The organism is Hydrogenophaga sp. (assembly GCF_051858985.1).
Classification (GTDB): Bacteria; Pseudomonadota; Gammaproteobacteria; order Burkholderiales; family Burkholderiaceae_C; genus Hydrogenophaga.
Map to the genome: position 1 here is coordinate 900,109 of NZ_JBHYGM010000003.1, position 23,650 is coordinate 923,758.

The following is a 23,650-nucleotide window of genomic DNA, read 5'->3' on the forward strand; positions in this document are numbered from 1 at the left end:
CGCGCCAGCTCACACGTCCATGACGCACACATTTTCTGTCTGGCTGGTGCTGCTGGCCGCCCTGCTGGCGGCCAATCTGCCGTTCCTCAACGACCGCTGGTTCGCCGTGTGGCCGCGCCGCTCGCCCAAGACGCTCTGGATGCGCATCGCCGAGCTCTTCCTGCTGTATTTCCTCGTCGGGGGCCTGGGCCTCGCGCTGGAGCAACGCGCCGGCCAGATCGCGCCGCAAGGCTGGGAGTTCTACGCCACCACGGGCGCGCTGTTCCTGACGCTGGCCTTTCCTGGCTTCGTCTACCGCTACCTCTACCGTCGGCGCGGATGAACGACGACGACCCGCACCTGCGCGAGATCCCGGTGTCTCGCACTGAACTTCTGCAGGGCCAGTTCCTGCATGTGGTGCGCGACACGGTTCGCCTGCCCAGTGGGGCGCAGGCCACACGTGAATATGTGCTGCACCCGGGCGCGGTGATGATCATCGGCCTGCTCGATGACGGGCGCGTGGTGCTGGAGCGTCAGTTCCGTCACCCCATGCAGGCCGTGATGATCGAGTTCCCCGCCGGAAAGGTCGACCGCGGTGAAGACCGGCTGGTCTGCGCCCAGCGCGAACTGCTGGAGGAAACCGGTTACCGCGCCAGCGAATGGGCCTTTGCCGGCCGCCTCGCCCCCACCATCGCCTACTCCGACGAAATCATCGACATCTGGTTTGCGCGCGGTCTGACGCCGGGCGAACGCGCGCTCGACGATGGCGAGTTTCTGGATGTGATCGCGGCCACACCCGATGAACTCAAGGACTGGTGCTTCACCGGCAAAGTCATTGATTGCAAGACGCTCATCGGTTCCATGTGGCTGCAGAATGTGCTGCGCGGAGAATGGGCTTTGTCGTGGCAGAGCCTTGCAGCAGCGACGCCTGCCGGAGAATCCGGGGCATGAAGGTTCTCAATCTCCAGTGCGCCCACCAGCACGAGTTCGAAGGCTGGTTCGGGTCCGAAGAGGATTTCGTGAGTCAGTTGGACCGCGGGCTGGTCACGTGCCCGCTGTGCGGTGATGCGCAGATCGCCAAGAAGCTCTCGGCGCCGCGACTCAACCTGCGCACGGCCCGCGGTGAAGACAGCGCCACATCAAGCGGCGCCGTGGCACTCAGCAACCACAGCGCAAGCCCTGAGCTGGTGGCCTTGCAGGCCCGCATGCTGCAGGCGCTGCGCGAGGTGGTGGCCAGCACCGAAGACGTCGGCGAACGTTTCGCGGCTGAAGCACGCGCCATGCACCACGGCGAAAAGGAACACCGCCAGATCCGTGGACAGGCCAGCGCGCAGGAGGCGCTGGAATTGATCGAGGAGGGCATCGAGGTGATGCCTCTTCCGATGCTGCCTGGCGTCAAGGAAACGCTGCAGTAGGGCGCTCCCCCCTGCGCCGCAGGGAGCAGTTACGGATACAAACCTCGCAGGTCGCGCGCGTGCAGGATGCGTTTGCAGGCCACGATGAAGGTGGCCGTGCGCAGGCTCACCTTGTTCTCGTCGGCCACCTGCCACACGGCAGCGAAGGCGTCCTTCATGATCTTCACCAGGCGCGCGTTGATCTCGTCCTCGCTCCAGAAGAAGCTGGAGAAATCCTGCACCCATTCGAAGTAGCTCACCGTCACGCCGCCGGCGTTGGCGATCACGTCGGGCAGCACCAGCACGTTGCGCTCGTGAAGGATGTCGTCGGCCTGCGGGGTGGTCGGGCCGTTGGCGCCCTCGATCACCATGCGCGCCTGGATGCGGCCGGCGTTGGCTTCGGTGATCTGCGATTCGAGCGCGGCCGGAATCAGGATGTCGCACGGCACGCCCCAGAAGGCGTCGTTGGCAATCACTTCGGCGCCCGTGAAGCCGGCCACGGAGCCGACCTGCGCCACGTGGGCGAGCAGGGCGGGCACGTCCAGGCCCGCTTCGCGGTAGATGGTGCCGCCGTGGTCCTGCACCGCCACCACGCGCGCGCCCGCTTCGGCGAACAGCTTGCCAGCCACGCCGCCCACGTTGCCGAAGCCCTGCACCGCGACACGCGCGGTGGACACGTCCAGCCCGATGCGCCGGGCCGCTTCCACGCCCACGGTGAACACGCCGCGCCCGGTGGCTTCACGCCGGCCCAGCGAACCACCGAGATCCACCGGCTTGCCGGTGACCACGCCGGTGGCGGTAGAGCCTTCGTTCATGGAATACGTGTCCATCATCCAGGCCATCACCTGTTCGTTCGTGTTCACGTCCGGCGCCGGGATGTCCTTGGTCGGGCCGATGATGATGCCGATCTCACTGGTGTAGCGGCGCGTGACGCGCTCGAGTTCGCCGATGGTGAGCTGGCGCGGATCCACGCGGATGCCGCCCTTGGCACCGCCGTAGGGCACGTTCACCGCCGCGTTCTTGATCGACATCCAGGCAGAGAGCGCCATCACTTCGGACAGCGTCACGTCCTGATGGAAACGCACGCCGCCCTTGCCCGGGCCGCGCGAGGTGTTGTGCTGCACGCGGTAGCCCTCGAAGTGCGCCACCGACCCGTTGTCCAGGTGGATGGGCACGTCCACGATGAGGGTGCGCTTGGGCCGCTTGAGCGTATCGACCCAGCGGGCCAGCGAGCCAAGATACGGCGTGACCCGGTCGACCTGCTGGAGGTAGACGCCCCACGGGCCGAGGTGCTTGGGGTCGAGGTAGGAGGGCAGGGCCTGTGTGAAAACGGCCGGGGCGCTGGTGGCGCCACCGGCCTGGGGATGCGGTGCTTGTGACATGTTGCGGGATTCCTTGTGGGTGTGCTGGCCCATTCCATGAGCCAGCCCGCAAGCTTAAGGATCGGCCGTCGACTTGTCCAAGGCCGCAATGCCATTCGGTCATGCCGTTGGCGCATGACTGTGTTGGGGCGAGGGCCAGCCGCCGGGCCGCTCCCAAGGCAGGCCCAGCCCCCAGGGTGGCAGCGACCCGCGCAGCGGCGCAGCGTGGGGGTTACCCGTCCTAGGCGTTGAACTGCAGCGCCGCCAGCCCAGCGTAGACGCCGCCCTGTGCCACCAGCTGGGCGTGCGTGCCCTGTTCCACCAGTTTCCCGTGGTCCAGCACCACGATATGGTCGGCCTGCTGCACGGTGGCCAGCCGGTGGGCAATCACCAGCGTGGTGCGGTCCTTCATGGCCGACTCCAGCGCCGCCTGCACCATGCGTTCGCTCTGCGCGTCCAGCGCGCTGGTGGCCTCGTCCAGCAACAGCAGCGGCGGGTTCTTCAGCATGGCGCGCGCAATGGCGATGCGCTGTCGCTGCCCGCCCGACAGGCGCACGCCCCGTTCGCCCAGGAACGTGTTGTAGCCCTCCGGCAGCTGGTCGATGAACTCGTCGGCGAACGCGGCCTGGGCTGCGGCGCGCACCTCGTCGTCGCTGGCGCCGGGTTTGCCGTAGCGGATGTTCTCCATCGCGCTGCTCGAAAAAATCACCGGATCCTGCGGCACGATGCCCACGCGCTCGCGCAGGTCGTGCAGGCTCATCTGGTCGATCGCCACGCCGTCCAGCCGGATGCTGCCGCGCGCCGGGTCGTAGTAGCGCAGCAGCAGGCCGAACACCGTGCTCTTGCCCGCGCCGCTGGGCCCCACCAGCGCCACGGTCTGGCCGGGACTGACCGTGAGTTTGAAATGGGACAACGCCGGCTGCGCCGGCCTCGACGGGTAGTGGAACGTGACGTCTTCGAACACCAGCGCACTGCCACCGGCCGGCGCGGGCGCGCGCAAGGGCTGCGCGGGTGACTGCACGGGCGACTCCATGGCCAGCAGTTCCATCAGCCGCTCGCTCGCGCCTGCCGCGCGCAGCAGGTCGCCGTACACCTCGCCCAGCACCGCCACCGCACTGGCGAGGATGATCACGTAGAGCACCGTCTGGCCGAGGTGCCCGGGGCTGATGGTGCCCGCCAGCACCGCTTGTGTGCCCTGGTACAGGCCCCACAGCAGCAGGCCCGCCGTGCTGATGATGATGAAGGCCACCAGCACCGAACGCGCCCGCGTGCGGCGGATCGCGGTGTCGAAGGCGAACTGCGTGGAGGCGGCGAAGCGCGTGGCCTCGCGGTCTTCGGCCGTGTAGCTCTGCACGATGGGAATGGCGTTGAGCACTTCGGCCGCGATGGCGCTGGAATCGGCCACGCGGTCCTGGCTGGCGCGAGACAGCTTGCGCACGCGCCGGCCAAACCACATGCTGGGCAGGACCACCAGTACCAGGATCAGCAGCACCTGGGTCATCACATACGGGTTGGTCCACACCAGCATCACCAGCGCACCGATGCCCATGACGCCGTTGCGCAAGCCCATGGAGAGCGACGAGCCCACCACCGTCTGCACCAGGGTGGTGTCGGTGGTCAGGCGCGAGAGCACTTCACCGGTCTGCGTGGTCTCGAAAAACTGCGGGCTCTGCCGCAGCACGTGGCTGTACACCGCGTTGCGCAGGTCCGCCGTGACGCGCTCGCCCAACCAGCTCACCAGGTAGAAGCGAACCGCCGAGAAGATGCCGAGCGCCACGGCCACGCCGAAGAGCGCCGCGAAGTGCCCGCGAAGCGCCATGGCCTGCTCGCCGCGCCCGGCCGGCGCCAGCCCGCTGTCGATGAGGAATCTCAAGGCCAGCGGAAAGGCCAGCGTGGCCACGGCCGCCAGCACCAGGAAGAGCAGCGCAAGGCCGATCTGCAGGCGATAAGGGCGGATGAAGGGGCGCAGGCCGCCCAGCGAAGTGGGCGAAGTGGCCTTGGGGCGATCGGCAAGTGGGGTGGCGGGCATGTGAGGAGTGTGCCGGGTTTTCGCGGATGACCAGGGTCAACTCGAGCCCTAAAATTAGTTCTTAAGTATTCATTGGAAAGTACGACATGGATTCCCTAGACAAATCTCGCGTGAGCGCGCAAAGCCTGATTCTCCCCATCCGCTTTACAGGTTCAGGCCGCGAGTACTTCCGCATCTGGATCGTCAACGCAGTGCTCACCCTTCTGACGTTGACGCTCTACCAGCCCTTTGCCCGCGCGCGTCGCTTGTCCTACTTTTACAGCCATACGGTGGTGGGGGAAGACTCACTGAACTTTCACGGCGATCCGTGGAAGATGTTTCGCGGGTACCTGCTGGTGGTGAGTCTGAGTGCCTTGACATGGGGCGTGTTGCGGTACGCCCCGCAACTCAGTTGGGTAATTCTGCTGGCGTTTGCGGTGATTTCACCTTGGCTCTGGCGCGCTTCGATTCGGTTCCGGCTTCAAAACACCAGTTGGCGGGGAGTTCGTCTGGGGTTCAAGGGTGACTTGAAAGGAGCATACCTTTGCACAGTTCCGTTTTTTTTCGCAGTCGCCGCCTTCGCGGGTTTGCTCACTGCCACGGCCACACGCGCCGATCGCTCTGCGCTTCTGATCATGGCATTTCTGGGATTCGCGGTAGTTTTGCCCTACCTGATGACGCGCGTGTATCGATATCGATTCACGGGCATGCACTACGCCCTGCAAAGTTCGAGACTGGACCTGGAGGGGCGTGACGTCTACGCAGTGTCCGTGAATGCGCTGTTCGTGATCGCGGGATGTTCCGTGTTTGCGGGCATCCTCGCCGTTGCGCTGGGACTTGCGATTGAGGGATTGGCCAACCGTGAAGGCGTGCTTGTTTTCATTGTCAGTGCGAGCGGCGTATTGGGGTACTTGGTCTATCCCTTCGTGGCTGCGCCGTACGTTGTCGCCCGCAGGCAGAACCTGATCTGGTCGCAGGTCCGAAGCACGCGCTTCCGCTTCTCAAGCCATCTCAGTGCTCGTTCATTTGTCGCGCTGACTGCAGCTAACGCGCTGCTGGTTGTACTGACGATCGGTCTGTATTGGCCCTATGCGCAGTTGCGGTATGCGCGCCTCCGACTTGAGTCCGTGAAACTGCAGGTAGAAGGCGAGTTGATGCCGCTACAAGTCCATGGGCGCTCTAACATTCAGGGAGAATTGGGCGACGGAGTGGTCGACTTTCTGGGCCTGGACGTTGGGCTCTGATCACCCGCCCAGCACCCCCAACGCAAACGGCAGGCTCACCACGCCCAGCAGGGTCGACAAGGTGACCAGGCCTGCCACATACGGGCCGTTGTAGCCCATGCGCGCGGCCAGCACGTAGCAGCTCGAGGCCGTGGGCACGGCTGAGAACATGAGCAGGATGGTCGTCTGCGTCGGGTCCAGGCGAAACAGCTTCGCCAGCCCGAAGGCCATGAGCGGCATGCCCAGGTGCTTCACCGACAGCACCAGCCCACCCAGCAACTTGGCGCTGGCGAGCATGCCGAACTGCATGCCCGCGCCCGCGGCCATGAGGCCCAGTGCCAGCGATGCCTGGCCGATGCGGTTCACCGTGGGCTCCAGCCACACCGGCATCTGGAAGCCCAGCAGGTTGGCCACCAGCCCGGAGAGCGTGCCGATGATCAGCGGGTTTCGCGCGAGCTCGCGCACGAAGCCCTTGTTGGCATGCCGCGCCATGGGCCACACCGCCCCCACGTTGAACAGCGGCACGCACACGCCGATCAGCACCGCGATCATCAGCAAGCCGGGCGCGCCCGCCACCTTCTCGGCCAGCGCCAGGGCAATGAACGAATTGAACCGGAAGCCCACCTGCGCGCTCGCCGCGTGCAGCCGCACATCAATGCGCTTGCCAATGAACGGCCAGTGCGGCAGGGAGTAGGAGAGCGCGATGCCGCACACGCCGAGCGCCACGCCGGCGCCCATGAGGCTGGACGCCTGGCCCAGGTCCAGCGGGCTCTTGACGATGCTGTGGAACAGCAGCACCGGGAACAGAAAGTAATACACCAGACTCTCCACCTGTTCCCACACCTTGCGGTTGAGGGCGGTGAAGCGGCACACCAGATAGCCGCAGAGGATGAGCGAGAAGTCCGGAAAAAGGAGTTGGGCAAAATTCACCGTGCGAGCATAGCGTGCCGGGCACGGCACTTGCGGGTAATTACTTATGTAGTCACCCCATGGTCATGCACCGGCATGCCGACTACAGTGCAGTTCACTTTTTCAAACCCAGGAGTACATGTCATGGTTTCTCGTCGTCAGCTGGTATCCATCGGTCTGGCCGCCGCCTCGGTGGCCGCAATGGGCACTGCCCTGGCCCAGGCCTATCCCAACAAGGTCATTCGCCTGCAGGTGCCATTCGCACCCGGCGGCACCACCGACATCGTTGCGCGCGTCATGTCCGAACCCCTGGCCAAGAGCCTGGGCCAGAGCGTGGTGGTGGAGAACAAGGCCGGTGGCGGCGGCGTGGTGGGTGCGCTCGAACTCGCGCGCGCCGCACCCGATGGCTACATCCTCGGCATGGCCACGGTGTCCACGACGGCGGCCAACCCCGCCATCAACGAGAAGATTCCGTACAACACGCTCACGGACTTCACCCCCATCACCAACATCGCCGCCACGCCCAACGTGATCGCGGTGCACCCCAGCTTCCCCGCCAAGGACTTCAAGGCCTTCGTGGCCGAACTCAAGAAGAACCCGGGCAAATACAGCTACGCCAGCTCCGGCACCGGCGGCATCGGCCACCTGCAGACCGAACTGTTCAAGAGCCTGACCAACACCTACATCACGCACATTCCCTACCGGGGTGCAGGTCCGGCGCTCAACGACACCGTCGGTGGCCAGGTCCCGATCATTTTCGACAATCTGCCTTCCGCCCTGCCGCACATCAAGGCCGGCCGCCTGATCGCCCTGGTGGTGGCCGCGCCCCAGCGCCTGGCCGTGCTGCCCGACGTGCCCACCTTCAAGGAAATGGGCCTGGAGCCGGTGAACCGCATGGCCTACTACGGCCTGATCGGCCCCAAGGGCATGCCGCAGGACGTGGTGGACAAGGTCTTCAACGCCACCAAGCAGGCGCTGGCCGATCCTGCCGTGCGCAAGCGCGTGGAAGACACCGGTTCGCTCATCGTGGGCAACACGCCGGCTGAGTTCACCGCCCAGATCAAGGCCGAGTTCGACGTCTACAAGGAAGTGGTCGTCAAGCAGAAGCTCAAGCTGGAATGACCGACCGGGAGGCCCTGGCCGCGGGCAGCGAAGGCCTGGCCGGGGCCTTTGTCGACAGCCTCTGGCTCGAAGAGGGCCTCTCGCGCAACACGCTGGACGCCTACCGCCGCGATCTGGTCCTTCTGGGCCAGTGGCTGGCGGAGCAAGGCAAACAACTCCCCGAGACCACCGAGGCCGATCTCAACGCCTATTTCAGCGCGCGCCACACCCAGACGCGCGCCACCACCGCCAACCGTCGGCTCACGGTGTTCAAGCGCTACTTCCGCTGGGCGCTGCGCGAGCGCCAGATCACCGCAGACCCCACGCTTCGTCTTTCACCCGCGCGCCAGCCGCTGCGCGTGCCCAAGACCTTGTCCGAAGCGCAGGTGGAAGCGCTGCTGAACGCACCCGACACCGGCACGCCGCTTGGCCTGCGCGATCGCTGCATGCTCGAACTGATCTACGCCAGCGGCCTGCGCGTGAGCGAACTCGTCACGCTCAAGACCTGGCATGTGGGCATGAACGAACACGTGCTGCGCATCACCGGCAAGGGCAACAAGGAACGGCTGGTGCCCTTTGGCCAGGTGGCCGGGCAGTGGCTTCAGCGCTATCTGGCGCAGGGCAGGGGAGAGATCCTCGGGGGGTTGCAGAGCGAGGACCTCTTCGTCACCGCGCGCGGATCGCGTGCGGGCGAGGCCATGACACGTGCGATGTTCTGGCAACTGGTGAAGAAGTACGCCGCGCAGGCCGGCATCACGTCGCCGCTCTCACCGCACACCCTGCGCCACGCCTTCGCCACGCACCTGCTGAACCACGGTGCGGACTTGCGCGCGGTGCAGATGCTGCTGGGTCATGCGGACATCTCCACCACCACGATCTACACGCACGTGGCGCGTGAACGCCTCAAGAACATCGTGGCGCAGCACCATCCAAGGGGCTGAGCGAAGGTCAAGGCCCCAAGGTCGATCGGCGTGAGCTCTACTTCTTGGCCGGGCCCCACAGCTGCTCCAGCCGCGCATCGCGCCCGCAGCTCGCCCGGTAGTACGCATAACGCACCGGGTTCTTCTTGTAGTAGTCCTGGTGGTAGCCCTCGGCCACATAGAACGGACCGGCCGCCACGATCTCGGTGACGATAGGTTCCTTGAACGGCTTGGATTTTTCCAGTGCTGCCAGTGACTTCTTCGCCACCGCCATCTGCGACGCATCGTGCGTGAAGATCGCGGTGCGGTACGGGTTGCCGGCGTCGCAGAACTGGCGGTCCTTCGTGGTCGGGTCGATGGTGCGCCAGAATTTTTCCACCAGCGACTCGTAGCTGACCTTGGCAGGGTCGAACACGATCTCCACCGCTTCCGCGTGGCCCGTGTTGCTGCTCGAGACCTGCTGGTAAGTGGGGTTGGCCACGTTGCCGCCGATGTAGCCGGAGGTGGTGGAGATCACGCCGGGCACCTTGTCGAAATCGGCTTCCACGCACCAGAAACAGCCACCCGCGAAGGTGGCCTTGGCCGTGGCGGCCTGCGCATGGGCCGGCGACGCCAGCAGCCAGACCAGGGGCAGCAGGGCCGCTGCGAGCCAGCGATGCGCCTTCATGCGGCCGCCGGCGCAAAACGCAGCGCCACCCCGTTGTTGCAGTAGCGCTTGCCACTGGGCTTGGGGCCGTCGTTGAACACGTGACCCTGGTGGCCATCGCAGCGCACGCAGTGGTATTCGGTGCGCGGCAGGATCATCTTGTAGTCCGTCTTGGTGCCCAGCGCGTTGGGCAGCGGCGTGTGAAAGCTCGGCCAGCCGGTGCCGCTCTCGTACTTTGTGTCCGACGAGAACAGCGGCAGGTCGCAGCCCGCGCAGTGGTAGGTGCCCTTGCGCTTCTCGGCGTTCAGCGGGCTGGTGCCCGGGCGCTCGGTGCCTTCCTCGCGCAACACGTCGAACTGCGCCGGGCTCAGGCGCTTTTTCCATTCGGCGTCCGAGAGTTTCCAGGGGTCGGTCGCAGCCAGCGCGCTGGCCACGGGGGCGGCGGCCTGGGAGCCCAGGCCGAGGAGCGAAAGCAGTTTCATGGTGTGGCGGCGGTTCATGGTGGGCGGAGTTTTCATGAGGGTGAGTCGGGCCAGTCGGCGAAACCTTACAGCGGCTTGAGCACCATGGCCACCACCAGCCCGCTGGGGGTGACGGTGATGGCGCCGGGCTGCATGCCCATCTTGTCCAGCGGGGCCAGGTCCTTGGGCTCCAGGCGGTGCAGCACCACCTCCTTCAGCAATTCATCGCCCAGCGTGGGCGCGTAGGTGTTGAGCAGCGCCACCACGCTCGGTTGCAGGCTGGGGAAGTTCAGCCTGGAGAGGCGCAACTGGTGCGCGCGCAAGGTGCGGTCGCTCGCCTCGTAGCGCAGGCCAAAGTCCACCTCGAAGCTGCCCTGGTGGCTGCGGTTCAGCGCCGGGCCGGCCGCTTGCACGGGCATTTCGGCCCGCAGGCGGTTGTCGGCCGGCAGCATCGTGAGCTTGGGCGTCTGCACCTCCAGGTTCAGCAGACCCTGCACCGGGTACTGCCGGGGAAACCGCTGCCCGATGGCTTCCTGCATTTGCGCCGTGGATACGCGGTAGCCGGCCGGCTGGGCGTTGGGTGGGTCGGCTTCTGACGCCAGCAGCAGGCCCGGAGCCAGGGACAGCACGGCCCCGAAACCCAGGGTGTGGATGAGGAGAGTTCTGCGTTGCATGGCCGGTTGGACGGGTTTTGGCGCCGCAGGTTCTGCCCCAGGCGTCTCTATTTGTAGAAAGGCTTCACCGTGCCCTTGAGTTTGATGGTGAGCGGATTGCCCTTTCGGTCCAGCGTCTTGCCGGCGGGCACCTTGACCCAGCCTTCACTCACGCAGTATTCCGTCACATCGAAACGCTCCTTGCCATTGAAGCGGATGCCGATGTCGTGTTCGAACACTTCGGCCACATGGTGCGGGCTTCGCGGGTCGATGGCCAGGTGGTCGGGCAGCGGGGGCTGGTTGGGCGTGGATGGTGTGGTGGCGTCGCTCATGGCTGGCATTGTCCTTCAGTTGATCAGCGCTCAGCCACCGAGCCCGGCAAACACGTTCTGCACATCTTCGTTCGCGTCCAGCGCGGCCAGGAACGCTTCCACTTCTTCCAGATGCTCTGCGCTCAAGCTGCCGGGGTCCACCGGGTTCTTCGGCTTGTAGCCCAGCTTGGACGACAACACCGTGAAGCCCTGCGCCGGCAGCGCGCGGCTCACCAGGTCCAGATCCGTCGGGTCGGTGAGAAACACGGTGGTGCCTTCATCGTCGCCAGGGTACAAGTCCTGCGCGCCGGCCTCGATGGCCGCCACTTCGGCGTCGGCGCCCGGGGTCGACGGTTCCGCTTCGATCATGCCCACGTGGTCAAAGTCCCACGACACCGAGCCCGACGTGCCCAACTGCCCCTTGCGGAACAGCACCCGCATGTCGGAAGCCGCGCGGTTCACGTTGTCGGTGAGGCATTCCACCATCACCGGCACACGGTGCGGCGCAAAGCCTTCGTAGATCACGTGCTCGAAGTTCACCGTCTCGCCCGTGAGGCCCGCGCCCTTCTTGATGGCGCGGTCCAGCGTGTCCTTGGGCATGGAGACCTTGCGCGCCTGCTCCACCACCAGCCGCAGGCGCGCATTGGCGGCGGGGTCGGCCCCGTGGCGCGCCGCGATCATGATGTCCTTGGCCAGTTTGCCGAACAGCCGGCCCTTGGCGTTCGCCGCCAGGTCCTTGTGCTTGGCTTTCCATTGCGCGCCCATGTTGTGTTCCTTTGTGATCTGCTCTTTCGGGGCCGCAAGCATAGCGCTAGGATGCGGCCTTTCAACGTTTGGACACCCGCAGGAGACCGCGCATGGACACCATGGAATTGCACCGAGGCCGCCTCATCGACCACATCCAGCTGGTCGTGAAGGACCTCCCGGCCAGCCGCACCTTCTACACCGCCGTCTTCAAGGTGCTCGGCATCCCGCTGGGCGGCAGTGGCGATGACTATTTCTGGGCCGACGAACTCTACATCTCCACCGCCAGCAGCGAAGCCGCCCATGGCCACCTGACAGGCCGGCACCACCTGGCTTTTCAGGCCAGAGACAAAGCCATGGTCGATGCATTTCACCAGGCCGCCCTGGCCGCCGGTGGCCGGGACAACGGCGCACCCGGCATCCGCAAATACCACCCCGGTTACTACGCCGCCTTCGTCATCGACCCCGATGGCAACAACATCGAAGCCGTGTACCACGGCGAGGCCAACCGCAGCGCGCCTTCCGTGAAGGTGACCTTCTGAAGAACGCGCGGCCGTCGGTCAGTCGGGGACGCGGGCAAAACCCAGCAGCGTGTCCATGCTGCGCAGCACGTAGCTGAAGCGGCGCACGCGCGCGGGAAAGCCGCCCTTGTTGCCCTCGATGGTGTAGAGCATGCCGCCGGCTGTGGACTCCACCACCAGCCCCACATGGCCTTGCCAGCCGTCGATGGCGCCGCGCCGCCACACCACGATGTCGCCCGGCTGCGGTGGCTCTGCGCGGTGGTCGTACACCCAGCCGCGCGCGCGGCAGCGCTTGAGCACGTCGCGCGCGCCCAGGCTGTAGCCGTAGGGACAACCGGCGGGGTGCTGGTCGTAGCACCAACTCACGAAGGCGGCGCACCAGTCGGCCGGTGGATCGATGATGCCGTTGAGGTACTTGCGCACATAGGGGCCCGAATTGTTGGCCCCCACCTCGGTGGCCCCGGCCGCCATCTCGGCCATCGCCACCTTCAGCGCGGCGCGCCCGCGCGCCGAACCACCCGAGGGCAAGCGCTGCGGCAGCGGCGCATCGGCCGCGACCACGTTGACCCGGGGATGCGTCAGCGCCCACCAGGTCACCGGGCCCACGATGCCATCCACCTTGAGCGGCAAGCCCCGCTCGTCCAGGTTCTGCGACTGGAACCCCATCACCGCGGTCTTGACCCTGGCGTCAAAAATGTCGGTGGCCTTGGCCAGATAACCCCGTTGCACGAGCAGCGCGGTCAACTCTTTCACGTCCTTGCCGCGCTTGCCCAGTTTCAGCACGCTGTTCATGGTGAACCTCCGTTTCGCGGTGGCACGCCACGGCGCCACCCCAGCTTTGTACGCCGCCCGCTGCCCGACAACATCCCATCAATTGATGATGCGGCTTCAGCCCAGATAAAAATCCATCGGGATCAACTCCACCCCCCACCCGCCTTCTTCACCCAGCAAAGCCGCCGGGTGCATGGCAGCGAGGCGCAGGGCTTCTTCGCGGCTGTCCGCCTCGATGATGAAGAGCCCGCCCACCATTTCCTTGCTCTCGGTGTAGGGCCCGTCGGAGATCTTGGTCTTGCCGCCGCGCGGGCGCAGCGTCATCCAGTCCTTGGGCTCGGTGAGCGACGCAGCCACCAGCACCTTGCCGGTGGCCCGCATCTTCTCGTCCAGCGGCGGGCACTGGCTCACCAACGCTTCCACATCGGCTGGCGCCATGGCGGCGAATTTCTCGGGGTTGTAATAGGCAAGGCCCAGGTACTTCATGGCGAACTCCTTTTTTCGGTGGATGATGCCGTCACGACGAGGCACACGATCAAGAATCGACCAAAGCGGGAGAAGAACACCATGGGAATCCTGACCTTCAGCATCAACGTCACGCTGGACGGCTGCGTTGACCACCAGGAAGGCATCGCCGACGACGAGACGCACGCCTTCTTCACCCACCTCATGGACGAAGCCGGGGCGATGCTGTGGGGGCGCGTCACCTACGAGATGATGGAAGCCCACTGGCCGGCGGTTGCCCGCGGCGACGTAGAGGCCCCGCCGGCCCTGCGCGATTGGGCGGTGAAGCTGCAAGCCAAGCCGAAGTATGTGGTGTCTTCGACGCGCACGCACTTCCCCTGGACCCACAGCCACCACCTCACCGGCGACCTGCGCACGGCCGTCCAGCAGCTCAAGGACGCGACGCCGGACGGTGTGCTGCTGGGCAGCGGCCAGCTCGCGACCGAGCTGGACCGCATGGACCTGATCGACGAATACCGGTTGCTCGTCCACCCGAGGATCGCCGGCCGCGGTCCAAGACTGTACGAAGGCGGTCTGCCCAGCACGCGTCGGCTGGACTTGATCTCGGCGAAGCCATTGCGCTGCGGCGCGGTGGCCATGCACTATCGGCGCGCTCGCTGACCCACCCATGCCCATTCGCCGCCTGACCCCCGAAGATGCGCCCGCTTACCGCGAGGTGCGCTTGCGAGCACTGCGCGAGCACCCGGACGCGTTCACCTCCGACTGGGCAGACGCGAACGCGCGCCCGCTCGAAGACTCGCGCCAGCGCCTGGCTTCAGCCTTCGTGCCGTTCTGGGGTGCGTTCGACGAACACGGGGCGCTGGTCGGCATGGTGGGGCTGGAATGCGCGGCGCGCGCCAAGCAGAAGCACAAGGGCACGGTGGTGGCGATGTACGTGGCGCGGGAAGCGGCTGGGCGCGGCCTGGGGCGTGAACTGCTTCGTGCGCTGGTGCTGCATGCGCCCACCCTGGGCCTCACCGACCTGGTGCTCACCGTCACCGAAGGCAACGCGTCCGCCATCCGGCTGTATCAGGAAGCGGGCTTCGTCTCCTTCGGCGCCGAGCCGCGCGCCATCCTGGTTGACGGGCACCTGCATGGCAAGGTGCACATGCACCTCACGTTGACTTGAAGTCTGCTTGCCCGCGCCCATTCCGCGGGCAACCGCCGCCGCAATTCTTCCTCCCCACTGAACGTGATCTGCAGCTTCTGTGTGGAGCCGAATGCCGACGCGTTGACCTGACCTCTGCAAGGGAAATGAGGCAAGGTACTGGTGGGAGCACAGGGGTATGGAGACTGATAGATTCCGGGGTCATTCCAGGGGGAGACAGGAACACATTTATGCGTTTGATACACGAGCCCCATGACACGAGACATTGCCCAAATTGCTCTTCTCCACTCGCTGCCCCCTCTGCCGACACGTGCCCAACTTGCGATGCCTTGATGGCTGTTCAGCTTGGAATGCATCCAGTAGGGAGTCGTCCTCGTCGATACACGAGCTCCTTGTGGCTATACGCAGTTGGCGGGCCGCTCATCCTCGTTTCTTTGGTTCTGCTGGTGTTTGCTGCAAAACTTGGTTCTGACGGCGGAGCCTTCATGGCAGTCCCAGCGATCGTGTATCTGGCTACTGGGGTTGCGGTCATCAACGCAAGCAGTCCTACGGGAAGAATGCTGTCGCTGCTCGTCTCGGCATTTCTTTTCTACCTGCTCGTCGTTCTCAATACCGCCTGCATTTTCTGCAAGTGAGTCGATGCAACTCGTGGGATCGACGAGTCGAATCCCACTGCATTCAGCCAATTTCATGCGGATGACGATCTTGAATGCTACGCGTACATGGGCGTGGTCAAAGAGTGTTGCGAGATAGATTCCCGGGCTTCAGCCAGACATCGGCCATCAATCAGGAAACAAATGCAACGCTATCTCTTCTACGTGGTCCTTTCCGTTGTCATTGCAGGGTGTTCAGGTGATCCGCACGCCGACTACGTTGGCGTCTGGCAATCCAGTGGAAATCCGCTCAAAACCGTTGAGATCGTGGTGAGCAGGGACAACTACGTCTTCCAGGATCTTCGCGCAACAACCTTCAGTGGGGAGAAGGAGGGTCCACGGGCCATGTCGAAACAGGGAACCCAGTTGACTCTCAACAACGGCCTAACCGATGTTCCGTTGGCACTGTCAGACGACAGGAACACTCTCATCATCAACGGTCTTGCTCTGCAACGAGTTCCTGAATCTGACGGGCAGCGCCTCAAACAGGACATCGAAGCGCAGCGATCAGAGCAACAAGTCGCGCTGAAACAATGTGAATCACTTCGTCTTGAGCTCGCTCAGAAGGAACGGGAGATCTTTGCTTCCTCCCATTCAGGCAAAGAGAAGCTGAGCCGCAGCGCCGCCTTGAAGGCTGATATTGCCCAACGGGCTTCCCCTTACCCAAGCTGCAAGGCTCTTCTGCACCTCTATTGAAGCCGTGGTCGGGAGTGGAGGCTGATCAGGTACGAGCACCGAACTCTGAGACGATCGTGAAAAAGTAGACAGACCGATTGGCAAACTGGCGCCGTTGGTCGATTCCATCGCCCGCACAGGCTACGCCAAACGAATACTTCGCGCAAAAGGAGGAAGACATGCTGCTCAAGACAGCCGACGACAAATCCAGACGACTTGCCTTGCTGGAAGACCTTCAACGTTCCACTCGCCTCGATGCCTTTCAAAAGAAGTGGCTGCGCGACGAACTCGTCAGGCTGCGAAAGGGCATCCAGGGAGAAACGGATTCGGCGTACTACCTGGACCAATACTTCAAGCACGGCGTCAACCACGTGGTGCTGCACGATCTGCGCTTCGTGGTCGATGGCGACGTGGCACAGATTGATCATCTGGTCATCAACCGTGCGTTCGGCATCTACCTCTTCGAAACCAAAAACTACTCGGGCAACCTCGTCATCAACGACCACGGCGAGTTCACTGCGCAGTACGACGAAATGCACTTCGGCATTCCGTCACCCATCGAGCAGAGCCAGCGGCATGCACGCATCCTCAATCGACTGCTGAAGAACCTGGGCATCGGCAACCGCATCGGCGGCGACATGACCTTCTTCCATGTGGTTCTGCTGCATCCCAACTCCATCATCAAGCGCCCTGCGGCCAAGACCTTCGACACCACCAACGTCATCAAGGCCGATCAGTTTCCATCGTGGCACCAGAAGTTCGTCGACAAGGAGGGCACGTTTGGCGAAACGCTGAAACTCATGGCCAACCTGCGGGGGCTCGACACCATTCAGGAGTGGGCACAGAAGCTGGTGCGCCAGCATCGCCCGGCCGATCTGCTGGCGCTGCCGGATTTCATGCAGCCCAAGCCAGCCATCGCGGTACCGGTGGCCAGCAATCCTGAACCGGAAAACGCCAAGCCCGAGAAAGCGAACACCACCGCCAAAAAACTGATCTGCAGCCATTGCGGCACCAAGATCACGTTTGCCGAAGGCAAGTTCTGCTGGAACAACACCAAGCGGTTTGGAGGTGAGCAATATTGTCGAGAGCACCAGAGTTTGAAGTGAGCAGTTCCGCTTCACCAAGGGCAAGAACGCCACCGACTCGGCCTTGATCATGGATGCCATGGAGCTGCTGCATGCGCGCAGCGTGGAAGGCTTCTGCATCGTGTCTTCGGACAGCGATTACACGGGGCTGGCTTCGCGCATTCAGGAAACGGGGTTGGCGGTGTATGGCTTTGGCCAGCGGGACACGGCGGCGTGTTTTGTGGCGGCGTGTGACGAATTCGTGTTTCTGGACGAGGAGGTCACGTCGTCCCCGCTGGCATGGAAGGCATAGCGATCGCCGGGCACGAACCGCTCGATCTCTGCTGATCAGTTCAAAGCGGCGGTCGCTGCCGGTGGATCCACCGTTGCACCGAGGGGCGCGCCCACTGCAGTCTGGCGTAGGCGGCCAGCTTGTCCGGCACCCCATCGCCGTTGAGCACCAGGCGGTTGATCATGAGCGCCAGGTCCACGTCTGCGATGCACCAGGCGCCGAACAGGTTGTCCTGGTGGGGGACCAGCAGCGCATCTGCTGCAGAGAAGAGCTTGTCTGCAGCCGCCTGCCCCTCGGGTGAAAGAGGAGGTTTGGTTGCGCCATAGAACATCACCTCGGTGGAACGTTCCTGCCTAATGGCAAGCAGGTCGCTCCGAAGCCACGCCTGCACCTGACGCGCCCGCGCCCGGGCACGCGGCTCCACCGGGTAGAGCGGGGTGCCGACGAACACTTCGTCGATGTATTCCGCCATCGCGGAAGACTCGGACAGTGCGAATCCGTTGTGCACCAGGGTGGGCACGCGACGCGTCAGCGAGGCTGCTGCATAGCCCGGTTCGTGGTGGGCATTGGCGGACAGATCAACGGTCTTGATCTCGAACGGCAGTTCCTTTTCCTGCAATGCCACGAACGCCGACATCGCATACGGGCTCGCAAACTGGGCGTCGACATGAAGGATCAGTTCAGGGTGCTGCAAAGGGGGCTCCGTTGGGGCTGATGAGGCGATGGTAGCCAGGCGATCGCCCTGCGCGGCACCCATGACGAATTTCACGTGGCCGCAAGCAGGCCCGCTGCGTACATTCGCATGCGCTGTCTGCACGCACCGTTCGACGTGACAAGAGGAGCAGCTTCATGCTCAACCCGATCGAACGCTCCAACCAACTCCCTTTTCTTCAGCCTCCCATGAAACCTGTCCTCAAGCACATCTTCCTGCTGAAGCGCGAGTACGCGCAGTTGCCATTCTTCGACTTCCTGCGCGACGAGCGCATCCCGGCGCGCGACCGGCTCGCATTCTTCCCCTGCATGGCGTCCTTCATCATGAGTTTCGGCGACCTCAATCGCCTGGTGCTGCGCGAGGAGCCGACCGAGGACCCCTACCTCAAGATGATCAACGCCCACACCTACGAGGACGATCACCACTGGCCCTGGTACCTCGAGGACTACGCCAAGCTGGGTCACGACGGGACGCGGCAAGCGCCCGGGGAGACGCTGCGCTTTCTGTATAGCGACGCGACGATTCAGAACCGGCTGCTGGCGCATCGCTTGGCCCACCTGATCTGGGGCGCCGAGCCGGTGGTCCGCCTGGCCATCATCGAGGCGATCGAGGAAACCGGGAACGTGCTGTTCGAACTCACCTCGCGCATCGCCTCGCAGTACCAGAAGGACACTGGCGTCGAACTGCGCTATTGCGGCGAGTTCCACTTCAACCTGGAATCCGGCCACGCGATGAACAGCGATCACGCCGAACTGGCACTCATCGCCCTCGATGATGCGCAGCGGCGCGACGCGTTGGAGCGAGTAGACAAGGTCTATGCGTGGTTCACCGCGTGGACGCACGAGCTCCTGGCGTTTGCGCGGGCGGCGAAACCGCAAGCCGAAGTAGCCTGAACTGCGGCCGTATGGCAACTGGAGGCTGCGCAGCGGTAAGCGCCTGCCTTCTTCACTTTCTCACTTCTTCGCCTTCGCCACTTCTTCCGCCACCAGCGCAGCCAGTTGTTCAGGCCCGAAGCTGGGCAGGCTGCGGCCGTTCACGAAGAAGGTGGGCGTCTTGTTCACCTGCAGTGCGGTGAGGTCGTCCACGTCCTGTTGCAACACGGCCTGCATGACGGGTTTGCCGATGTCCTGACTGGCCTTGACGAGGTCCAGCCCGGCCTGCTCGGCCACCTTGAAAGCGGCCTCGATGTTGGGCTGGCCGTGGTCGGCCCAGGTGGGCTGCGCGGCCAGCACGGCTTCCAGCACCGTCTGGTACTTGCCCTGGATCCTGGCGGCTTCGAGCAGTTTCACCACGCGGTCCGAACCGTGATGGAAGGGCGCGTAGCGGATCACCAGGCGCACGTCCTCGGGGTAGCGTGCCAGCAGGTTCTTCACCAGGGGATAGAACGCGCGACAGGTCTCGCAGGCCGGGTCGAAGAACTCCACGATGGTGACGGGTGCGCCCTGCGGGCCGATGACGGGTGAGTGCATCCGCACCAGCCGGCTCTGCTCGGCCTTCACCTGCACGTCCTGTGTGGTCTGCACGCGCTTCTGGTAGGCATTCATGCCCAGGTAGAACAACAGGCCCAGCACGGCCAGGAGGCCGAGCACGGTGATTTTTCTGGCGTTCATGAACGGGTCTTTCTCAAATCGATGAAGAGCAGGATCGCGATGGCAATGAAGGCGGCGAGCGACAGCCAGGGGATCTGGACGCCGCCCAGAATCTCCAGGCTTTGTTCGCTGCACGAGGGGCCCGCGCCGCAGGGCACCCACCACTGCGGCACCCAGCCAGCGATCAGGGCAGAGTGGTAGCCGGCCATGCCCGCGCCTCCCAACGCCAGCGGCAGCGCATACACCGCGCCCCGCCGGTCTTCGGCAAAGGCGGCCATCCCCAGAATGAGCGCCAGCGGGAACATGAAGATGCGCTGGTACCAGCAAAGCAGACAGGGCGTCATGCCCATCACTTCACCGATGAACAGCGCGCCGAGCGTGGCGCCCAGTGCCACGGCCCAGGCGGCCAGCATCCACCACCAGTTCCGGTTCATGTGCGGGCGATCCGCCATTTGCTCAGTGAACGTGACCATGGTGGTCGTCTTTCGCTCCGCTCTCACCCAGCTCACCCCGTGCCTGCCGCAGCACGGTCCAGCCGCCGTGAAGGGCCAGTGCGGCCATCAGGCTCGCGACCAAAAGGTCGGGCCAGGCCGAGCCGGTGCCGAACACGCCGAGTGCGGCCATGAACACGGCCACGTTGCCGATGGCGTCGTTGCGCGAGCACAGCCACACGCTGCGCATGTTGGCATCGCCCTCGCGAAAGGCATACAGCATCCAGGCCACGGCCACGTTGGCCGTCAGCGCCATCAGCGCCACCACGCCCATGGTCATGGCCTGCGGCACGCCGCCGTGCCACACCGCCCACACCGCAGCCCCCAGCACATACAGGCCAAAGCCCATCATGCTGAAGGCCTTCAAAATGGCCGCGCGGGCCCGCCATGCCAGCGCAGAGGCCAGCACCGCGAGCGATACCGCGTAGTTCAACGCGTCTCCGGCAAAGTCCACCGCATCGGCCAGCAGAGAGAGTGAGCCGGCCTGCACACCCGCGCCGATCTCCACCAGGAACATGGCGGCGTTGACGATCAGCGCGATCCAGAGAATCTTCCGGTAGCGAGGCAGATTGACGATGGCTTCGGTCTTGGGGGCTTCGTGATCACAGCAATGGGCAGACATGGTTTCTTCCTTTCAATGCCTGCATTGGAAACCTTGAAGCCGCTACAGAGTCAACTGCTTTTTTCGTCCTGGATGGCGGCCGACCGCAGGCGAAGGGCGTTGCCGATCACCGACGCCGAGCTGAGGCTCATGGCCAGGGCCGCGATCATGGGCGATAGCAGCCAGCCCGTGAATGGGTACAGCAAGCCGGCGGCCAGCGGAATGCCCAGTGCGTTGTAGACGAATGCAAAGGCCAGGTTCTGCTTCATGTTGGCCACCGTGGCCACGGACAGCGCCCGGGCCGTGGCGATGCCGCGCAGATCGCCCTTCACCAGCGTCAACTGGGCGCTGTTCATGGCCACGTCGGTGCCGGTACCCATGGCAATGCCCACGTCGGCGCGGGCCAGGGCCGGCGCGTCGTTGATGCCGTCCCCCGCCATCGCCACCACGCGGCCCTCGGCCTGGAGCTTTTCCACCAGCCTGAGTTTGTCGGCAGGTTTCACTTCGCCATGCACCTCGTCGATGCCCAGGCGCTGGCCGACCGCGCGGGCGGTGGTCAGGCCGTCGCCCGTGGCCATCACCACGCGGATGCTGGCCTCGCGCAGCGACGCCAGGGCATCGGCCGTGGTGGCCTTGATCGGGTCGGACACCGCCAGCAAACCGGCGAGCACCGTGTCGACCGCCAGGTACATCACGCTCGCACCTTCAGAACGCAGTGCTTCCGCCTCGGTGGCCAACGGTGAAGCGTCCACACCGAGCTGCTGCATGAGCGCCGTATTGCCCAGCGCCAGCGCTTGCCCATCCACCTTGCCGCGCACGCCGATGCCTGATTCCGAGTCGAACTGCTCAGGCTTGTCGAGCGCGAGTCCCTGCTCGCGTGCGGCTGTCACGATGGCAGCGGCCAGCGGGTGCTCGCTGCCCTGATCCAGGCTGGCGGCCAGCCGCAAGACCTCGTCATCGGCAAATCTTCCCAGGCCAATGGCCCGCTCGAAAGTGGGCCGCCCTTCGGTGAGGGTTCCCGTCTTGTCCACAATGAGCGTGTCGACCTTGCGCAGGCTTTCGATGGCGGCAGCGTCGCGAAACAGCACCCCATGGCTGGCGCCGCGTCCGCTGGCCACCATGATCGACATGGGCGTGGCCAGCCCCAGCGCGCAAGGGCAGGCAATGATGAGCACCGCCACCGCGTTGATCAACGCATGGACCCAGCTTGGTTCGGGACCCATCAAGCCCCAAACGAAGAAGGTGAGCAGCGCCGCGACGACGACACCCACCACAAAGTAGCCCGCCACCTGATCGGCCATGCGCTGCATGGGCGCCCGCGAGCGCTGCGCCATGGCGACCATCTGCACGATCTGCGAGAGCACGGTGGCCGATCCCACATGCTCGGACTTCATCACCAATGCACCACTGGTGTTCAGCGTGGCGCCAATCAGCCTGTCACCCACGCGCTTGGTCACCGGCAGCGGCTCTCCGGTGAGCATGGACTCATCCACCGAACTGCTGCCTTCGACCACCGTGCCATCGGTGGGCACCTTCTCGCCTGGGCGCACGCGCAGCAGGTCGCCCACATGCACATGGGCCAGCGGCACGTCTTCTTCCTGACCGTCGGCCTTGATGCGCCGCGCGGTCTTGGGCGCCAGATCCAGCAGCGAACGGATGGCCGCCGAAGTCTGTGAGCGCGCCTTGAGTTCCAGCAGTTGCCCCAGCAAGGTGAGCGAGATGATCACCGCCGCCGCTTCGAAGTACACCGACACGCGCCCCATGGAGACAAACGACGCGGGGAACACCTGCGGCGCCACCGTCGCGACCACGCTGTAGACAAATGCGGACCCAGTCCCCAGGCTGATCAGCGTCCACATGTTGGGGCTGCGGTTCACCACCGACTCAACACCCCGCACAAAGAACGGCCAGCCTGCCCACAGCACCACCGGCACCGTGAGCACAAGTTCGATCCAGCTCTGGGTCGCCATCTCGAACCAGCCGAGCTTGTGGCCGAACATCGCCAGCACCGCGACGACCACCGTGAGCGGGAGCGTCCACCAGAAGCGACGCTGAAAATCCAGCAACTCGGGGTTCTCTGCCTCGTCCAGTGCGGGCATGACCGGCTCCAGCGACATCCCGCACTTGGGGCAGTTGCCAGGATGGTCCTGCCGGATTTCCGGGTGCATGGGGCAGGTGTAGACCGTGCCCTCCTGCGGAGGTGACGAAGGTGACGACGAGGGCACAGCCGGGTGTGCAGCGTGATTCATCGTGGATTTCTTCACTTGCTGGGAGGCGGCATGGTGCCACCCGGCATGCGCTGCATCATCATTTCCATCATGGTCTGCATCATGTCCATGCGCATCTCCATCATGCCCGCCCCGCCGTGCATGCCGCCCATTCCCTTCATGCCTTTCATCATGTCCATGCCTTCGTGCATGGACTTCATGTGGTCATCCATCAGGGCCTGTCGCTCGGCCAGCGTCTTGGCATTCATCATCTTGTCGCGCATGGCCTGCATGTCTCTCATCTGGTGGTGCATGGCTGCCGGTGCCCCGGAGGCTGACGCAGCCGCTTGATGCGCAGCGTGTCGTTCTGCGTGAGCGGCTGACATGGGTCCCGCTCCAGGTGCGTTCGGATTCGCGCACGCGGTCAGCAGGACAGCGGTGGAAAGCGTGAGGATGGTGTGGGTGGTTTTCATGAGGGCTCCTTGGGCGGCGGGTGGGGGAAGAGGCACATGGCAGGCAGACAGCGGATCCGCTTCAAGGCTAAGTCTGGCCGGCCTGGCTGCCTTGATGCAGGTCAAGGAAGCCCTGTTCTGCTCCGAGGGTGAATCGATGCATGGGTAGAAGCATGAGGCTTGCCATGATGGGAAGGTCAAGCCCCCCGGGGGGCGGCTCCGGCGAGCGCTGTTGCTGCAGGATTGCGCAGTTCGGCAGCTACATCGCCTCGGAAACCACCAAGTGGGCCGGCGTCATCC

Annotated in this window: 29 protein-coding genes and 1 pseudogene; 14 read left to right on the forward strand and 16 right to left on the reverse strand. The window is 64.5% G+C overall.

Annotated elements, in window-relative coordinates; genetic code table 11:
• The first annotated feature begins 19 nt into the window (after window positions 1–19).
• From ACTIEY_RS16770 to ACTIEY_RS16780, 3 genes are read left to right on the forward strand one after another with little or no spacing between them, the layout of a single operon-like run.
• Window positions 20–322 carry a DUF2818 family protein gene (locus ACTIEY_RS16770; RefSeq protein ID WP_439520259.1) on the forward strand — a complete coding sequence of 101 codons (303 nt, stop codon included), beginning with the start codon at window positions 20–22 and terminating at the stop codon, window positions 320–322.
• Window positions 319–930: an NUDIX domain-containing protein gene (locus ACTIEY_RS16775; RefSeq protein WP_439520260.1), complete on the forward strand. Its 612-nt coding sequence runs from the start codon at window positions 319–321 to the stop codon at window positions 928–930. The genes ACTIEY_RS16770 and ACTIEY_RS16775 overlap by 4 nt, the downstream gene beginning before the upstream one ends.
• The gene (locus ACTIEY_RS16780; protein WP_439520261.1) at window positions 927–1,394 is read left to right on the forward strand and encodes a DUF1178 family protein; all 468 of its coding nucleotides are present in this window, start codon (window positions 927–929) and stop codon (window positions 1,392–1,394) included. The genes ACTIEY_RS16775 and ACTIEY_RS16780 overlap by 4 nt, the downstream gene beginning before the upstream one ends.
• A gap of 29 nt (window positions 1,395–1,423) precedes the next feature.
• Here the strand turns inward: ACTIEY_RS16780 and ACTIEY_RS16785 are convergent, their stop codons facing one another.
• Window positions 1,424–2,755 carry a Glu/Leu/Phe/Val family dehydrogenase gene (locus tag ACTIEY_RS16785; RefSeq protein ID WP_439520262.1) on the reverse strand — a complete coding sequence of 444 codons (1,332 nt, stop codon included), beginning with the start codon at window positions 2,753–2,755 and terminating at the stop codon, window positions 1,424–1,426.
• 220 nt (window positions 2,756–2,975) lie between these two features.
• Entirely contained in the window at window positions 2,976–4,763 is a 1,788-nt protein-coding gene (locus ACTIEY_RS16790) for an ABC transporter transmembrane domain-containing protein (RefSeq protein WP_439520263.1), read from the reverse strand.
• 86 nt (window positions 4,764–4,849) lie between these two features.
• On the opposite strand from ACTIEY_RS16790, the gene ACTIEY_RS16795 reads away from it, so the two are divergent.
• Window positions 4,850–5,986, forward strand: coding sequence for a YjgN family protein (locus tag ACTIEY_RS16795; protein ID WP_439520264.1), 1,137 nt, complete (start codon window positions 4,850–4,852; stop codon window positions 5,984–5,986).
• Here the strand turns inward: ACTIEY_RS16795 and ACTIEY_RS16800 are convergent, their stop codons facing one another.
• Entirely contained in the window at window positions 5,987–6,895 is a 909-nt protein-coding gene (locus tag ACTIEY_RS16800) for an AEC family transporter (RefSeq protein WP_439520265.1), read from the reverse strand.
• 123 nt (window positions 6,896–7,018) lie between these two features.
• On the opposite strand from ACTIEY_RS16800, the gene ACTIEY_RS16805 reads away from it, so the two are divergent.
• The gene (locus ACTIEY_RS16805; RefSeq protein WP_439520266.1) at window positions 7,019–7,996 is read left to right on the forward strand and encodes a tripartite tricarboxylate transporter substrate binding protein BugE; all 978 of its coding nucleotides are present in this window, start codon (window positions 7,019–7,021) and stop codon (window positions 7,994–7,996) included.
• On the forward strand, window positions 7,993–8,916 hold the full coding sequence (xerD, locus tag ACTIEY_RS16810) for a site-specific tyrosine recombinase XerD (RefSeq protein ID WP_439520267.1): 924 nt from the start codon (window positions 7,993–7,995) through the stop codon (window positions 8,914–8,916). The genes ACTIEY_RS16805 and xerD overlap by 4 nt, the downstream gene beginning before the upstream one ends.
• Window positions 8,917–8,953: 37 nt before the next feature.
• Here xerD and msrA read toward each other — a convergent pair whose 3' ends face one another.
• From msrA to ACTIEY_RS16835, 5 genes are all read right to left on the reverse strand, one after another.
• Entirely contained in the window at window positions 8,954–9,562 is a 609-nt protein-coding gene (gene msrA / locus ACTIEY_RS16815; RefSeq protein ID WP_439520268.1) for a peptide-methionine (S)-S-oxide reductase MsrA, read from the reverse strand.
• Window positions 9,559–10,023, reverse strand: coding sequence for a peptide-methionine (R)-S-oxide reductase MsrB (gene msrB / locus ACTIEY_RS16820; RefSeq protein ID WP_439520269.1), 465 nt, complete (start codon window positions 10,021–10,023; stop codon window positions 9,559–9,561). Before msrB ends, msrA begins: the two co-directional genes overlap by 4 nt.
• Before the next feature lie 65 nt (window positions 10,024–10,088).
• Entirely contained in the window at window positions 10,089–10,676 is a 588-nt protein-coding gene (locus ACTIEY_RS16825) for a DUF1439 domain-containing protein (protein WP_439520270.1), read from the reverse strand.
• A gap of 47 nt (window positions 10,677–10,723) precedes the next feature.
• Window positions 10,724–10,987: a DUF3297 family protein gene (locus ACTIEY_RS16830; protein ID WP_439520271.1), complete on the reverse strand. Its 264-nt coding sequence runs from the start codon at window positions 10,985–10,987 to the stop codon at window positions 10,724–10,726.
• Between the two features lie 30 nt (window positions 10,988–11,017).
• Window positions 11,018–11,731: a YebC/PmpR family DNA-binding transcriptional regulator gene (locus tag ACTIEY_RS16835; RefSeq protein ID WP_439520272.1), complete on the reverse strand. Its 714-nt coding sequence runs from the start codon at window positions 11,729–11,731 to the stop codon at window positions 11,018–11,020.
• Between the two features lie 92 nt (window positions 11,732–11,823).
• Here ACTIEY_RS16835 and ACTIEY_RS16840 point away from each other — a divergent pair, with 92 nt between their 5' ends.
• Entirely contained in the window at window positions 11,824–12,252 is a 429-nt protein-coding gene (locus ACTIEY_RS16840; RefSeq protein ID WP_439520273.1) for a VOC family protein, read from the forward strand.
• A gap of 18 nt (window positions 12,253–12,270) precedes the next feature.
• Here ACTIEY_RS16840 and ACTIEY_RS16845 read toward each other — a convergent pair whose 3' ends face one another.
• Window positions 12,271–13,023, reverse strand: a complete 753-nt coding sequence (locus ACTIEY_RS16845; protein WP_439520274.1) for a CHAP domain-containing protein — start codon at window positions 13,021–13,023, stop codon at window positions 12,271–12,273.
• Window positions 13,024–13,119: 96 nt separating this feature from the next.
• Entirely contained in the window at window positions 13,120–13,488 is a 369-nt protein-coding gene (locus ACTIEY_RS16850; protein ID WP_439520275.1) for a YciI family protein, read from the reverse strand.
• An 81-nt stretch (window positions 13,489–13,569) separates the two neighbouring features.
• Here ACTIEY_RS16850 and ACTIEY_RS16855 point away from each other — a divergent pair, with 81 nt between their 5' ends.
• The 6 genes and pseudogenes from ACTIEY_RS16855 to ACTIEY_RS16880 form a co-directional block, all read left to right on the forward strand.
• The gene (locus tag ACTIEY_RS16855) at window positions 13,570–14,127 is read left to right on the forward strand and encodes a dihydrofolate reductase family protein (RefSeq protein WP_439520276.1); all 558 of its coding nucleotides are present in this window, start codon (window positions 13,570–13,572) and stop codon (window positions 14,125–14,127) included.
• A gap of 7 nt (window positions 14,128–14,134) precedes the next feature.
• The gene (locus ACTIEY_RS16860) at window positions 14,135–14,635 is read left to right on the forward strand and encodes a GNAT family N-acetyltransferase (protein ID WP_439520277.1); all 501 of its coding nucleotides are present in this window, start codon (window positions 14,135–14,137) and stop codon (window positions 14,633–14,635) included.
• 371 nt (window positions 14,636–15,006) lie between these two features.
• Window positions 15,007–15,249, forward strand: a complete 243-nt coding sequence (locus tag ACTIEY_RS16865) for a hypothetical protein (protein ID WP_439520278.1) — start codon at window positions 15,007–15,009, stop codon at window positions 15,247–15,249.
• Between the two features lie 162 nt (window positions 15,250–15,411).
• Window positions 15,412–15,963, forward strand: a complete 552-nt coding sequence (locus ACTIEY_RS16870; protein WP_439520279.1) for a hypothetical protein — start codon at window positions 15,412–15,414, stop codon at window positions 15,961–15,963.
• A gap of 158 nt (window positions 15,964–16,121) precedes the next feature.
• The gene (locus tag ACTIEY_RS16875) at window positions 16,122–17,048 is read left to right on the forward strand and encodes a nuclease-related domain-containing protein (RefSeq protein WP_439520280.1); all 927 of its coding nucleotides are present in this window, start codon (window positions 16,122–16,124) and stop codon (window positions 17,046–17,048) included.
• 13 nt (window positions 17,049–17,061) lie between these two features.
• Window positions 17,062–17,319, forward strand: a pseudogene (locus ACTIEY_RS16880) (NYN domain-containing protein); the annotation flags it as partial.
• Between the two features lie 40 nt (window positions 17,320–17,359).
• Here the strand turns inward: ACTIEY_RS16880 and yfcF are convergent.
• A complete protein-coding gene (gene yfcF, locus ACTIEY_RS16885; protein ID WP_439520281.1) occupies window positions 17,360–17,992 on the reverse strand; it encodes a glutathione transferase in 633 nt (210 codons plus the stop codon).
• Between the two features lie 155 nt (window positions 17,993–18,147).
• On the opposite strand from yfcF, the gene ACTIEY_RS16890 reads away from it, so the two are divergent.
• Window positions 18,148–18,903 carry a hypothetical protein gene (locus tag ACTIEY_RS16890; protein WP_439520282.1) on the forward strand — a complete coding sequence of 252 codons (756 nt, stop codon included), beginning with the start codon at window positions 18,148–18,150 and terminating at the stop codon, window positions 18,901–18,903.
• A gap of 60 nt (window positions 18,904–18,963) precedes the next feature.
• Here the strand turns inward: ACTIEY_RS16890 and ACTIEY_RS16895 are convergent, their stop codons facing one another.
• The 5 genes from ACTIEY_RS16895 to ACTIEY_RS16915 are packed head-to-tail and all read right to left on the reverse strand — an operon-like array spanning window position 18,964 to window position 23,371.
• Complete coding sequence (locus tag ACTIEY_RS16895; protein WP_439520283.1) at window positions 18,964–19,620, reverse strand: DsbA family protein; 657 nt, start codon at window positions 19,618–19,620, stop codon at window positions 18,964–18,966.
• Window positions 19,617–20,033, reverse strand: a complete 417-nt coding sequence (locus tag ACTIEY_RS16900) for a disulfide bond formation protein B (protein WP_439520284.1) — start codon at window positions 20,031–20,033, stop codon at window positions 19,617–19,619. Before ACTIEY_RS16900 ends, ACTIEY_RS16895 begins: the two co-directional genes overlap by 4 nt.
• Window positions 20,034–20,055: 22 nt before the next feature.
• Entirely contained in the window at window positions 20,056–20,712 is a 657-nt protein-coding gene (locus tag ACTIEY_RS16905; RefSeq protein ID WP_439520285.1) for a cation transporter, read from the reverse strand.
• A gap of 50 nt (window positions 20,713–20,762) precedes the next feature.
• The gene (locus ACTIEY_RS16910; protein ID WP_439520286.1) at window positions 20,763–22,940 is read right to left on the reverse strand and encodes a copper-transporting P-type ATPase; all 2,178 of its coding nucleotides are present in this window, start codon (window positions 22,938–22,940) and stop codon (window positions 20,763–20,765) included.
• 11 nt (window positions 22,941–22,951) lie between these two features.
• Window positions 22,952–23,371 (reverse strand): hypothetical protein, encoded by a 420-nt coding sequence (locus ACTIEY_RS16915; RefSeq protein ID WP_439520287.1) that lies wholly within the window; start codon window positions 23,369–23,371, stop codon window positions 22,952–22,954.
• Window positions 23,372–23,650 lie beyond the last annotated feature (279 nt).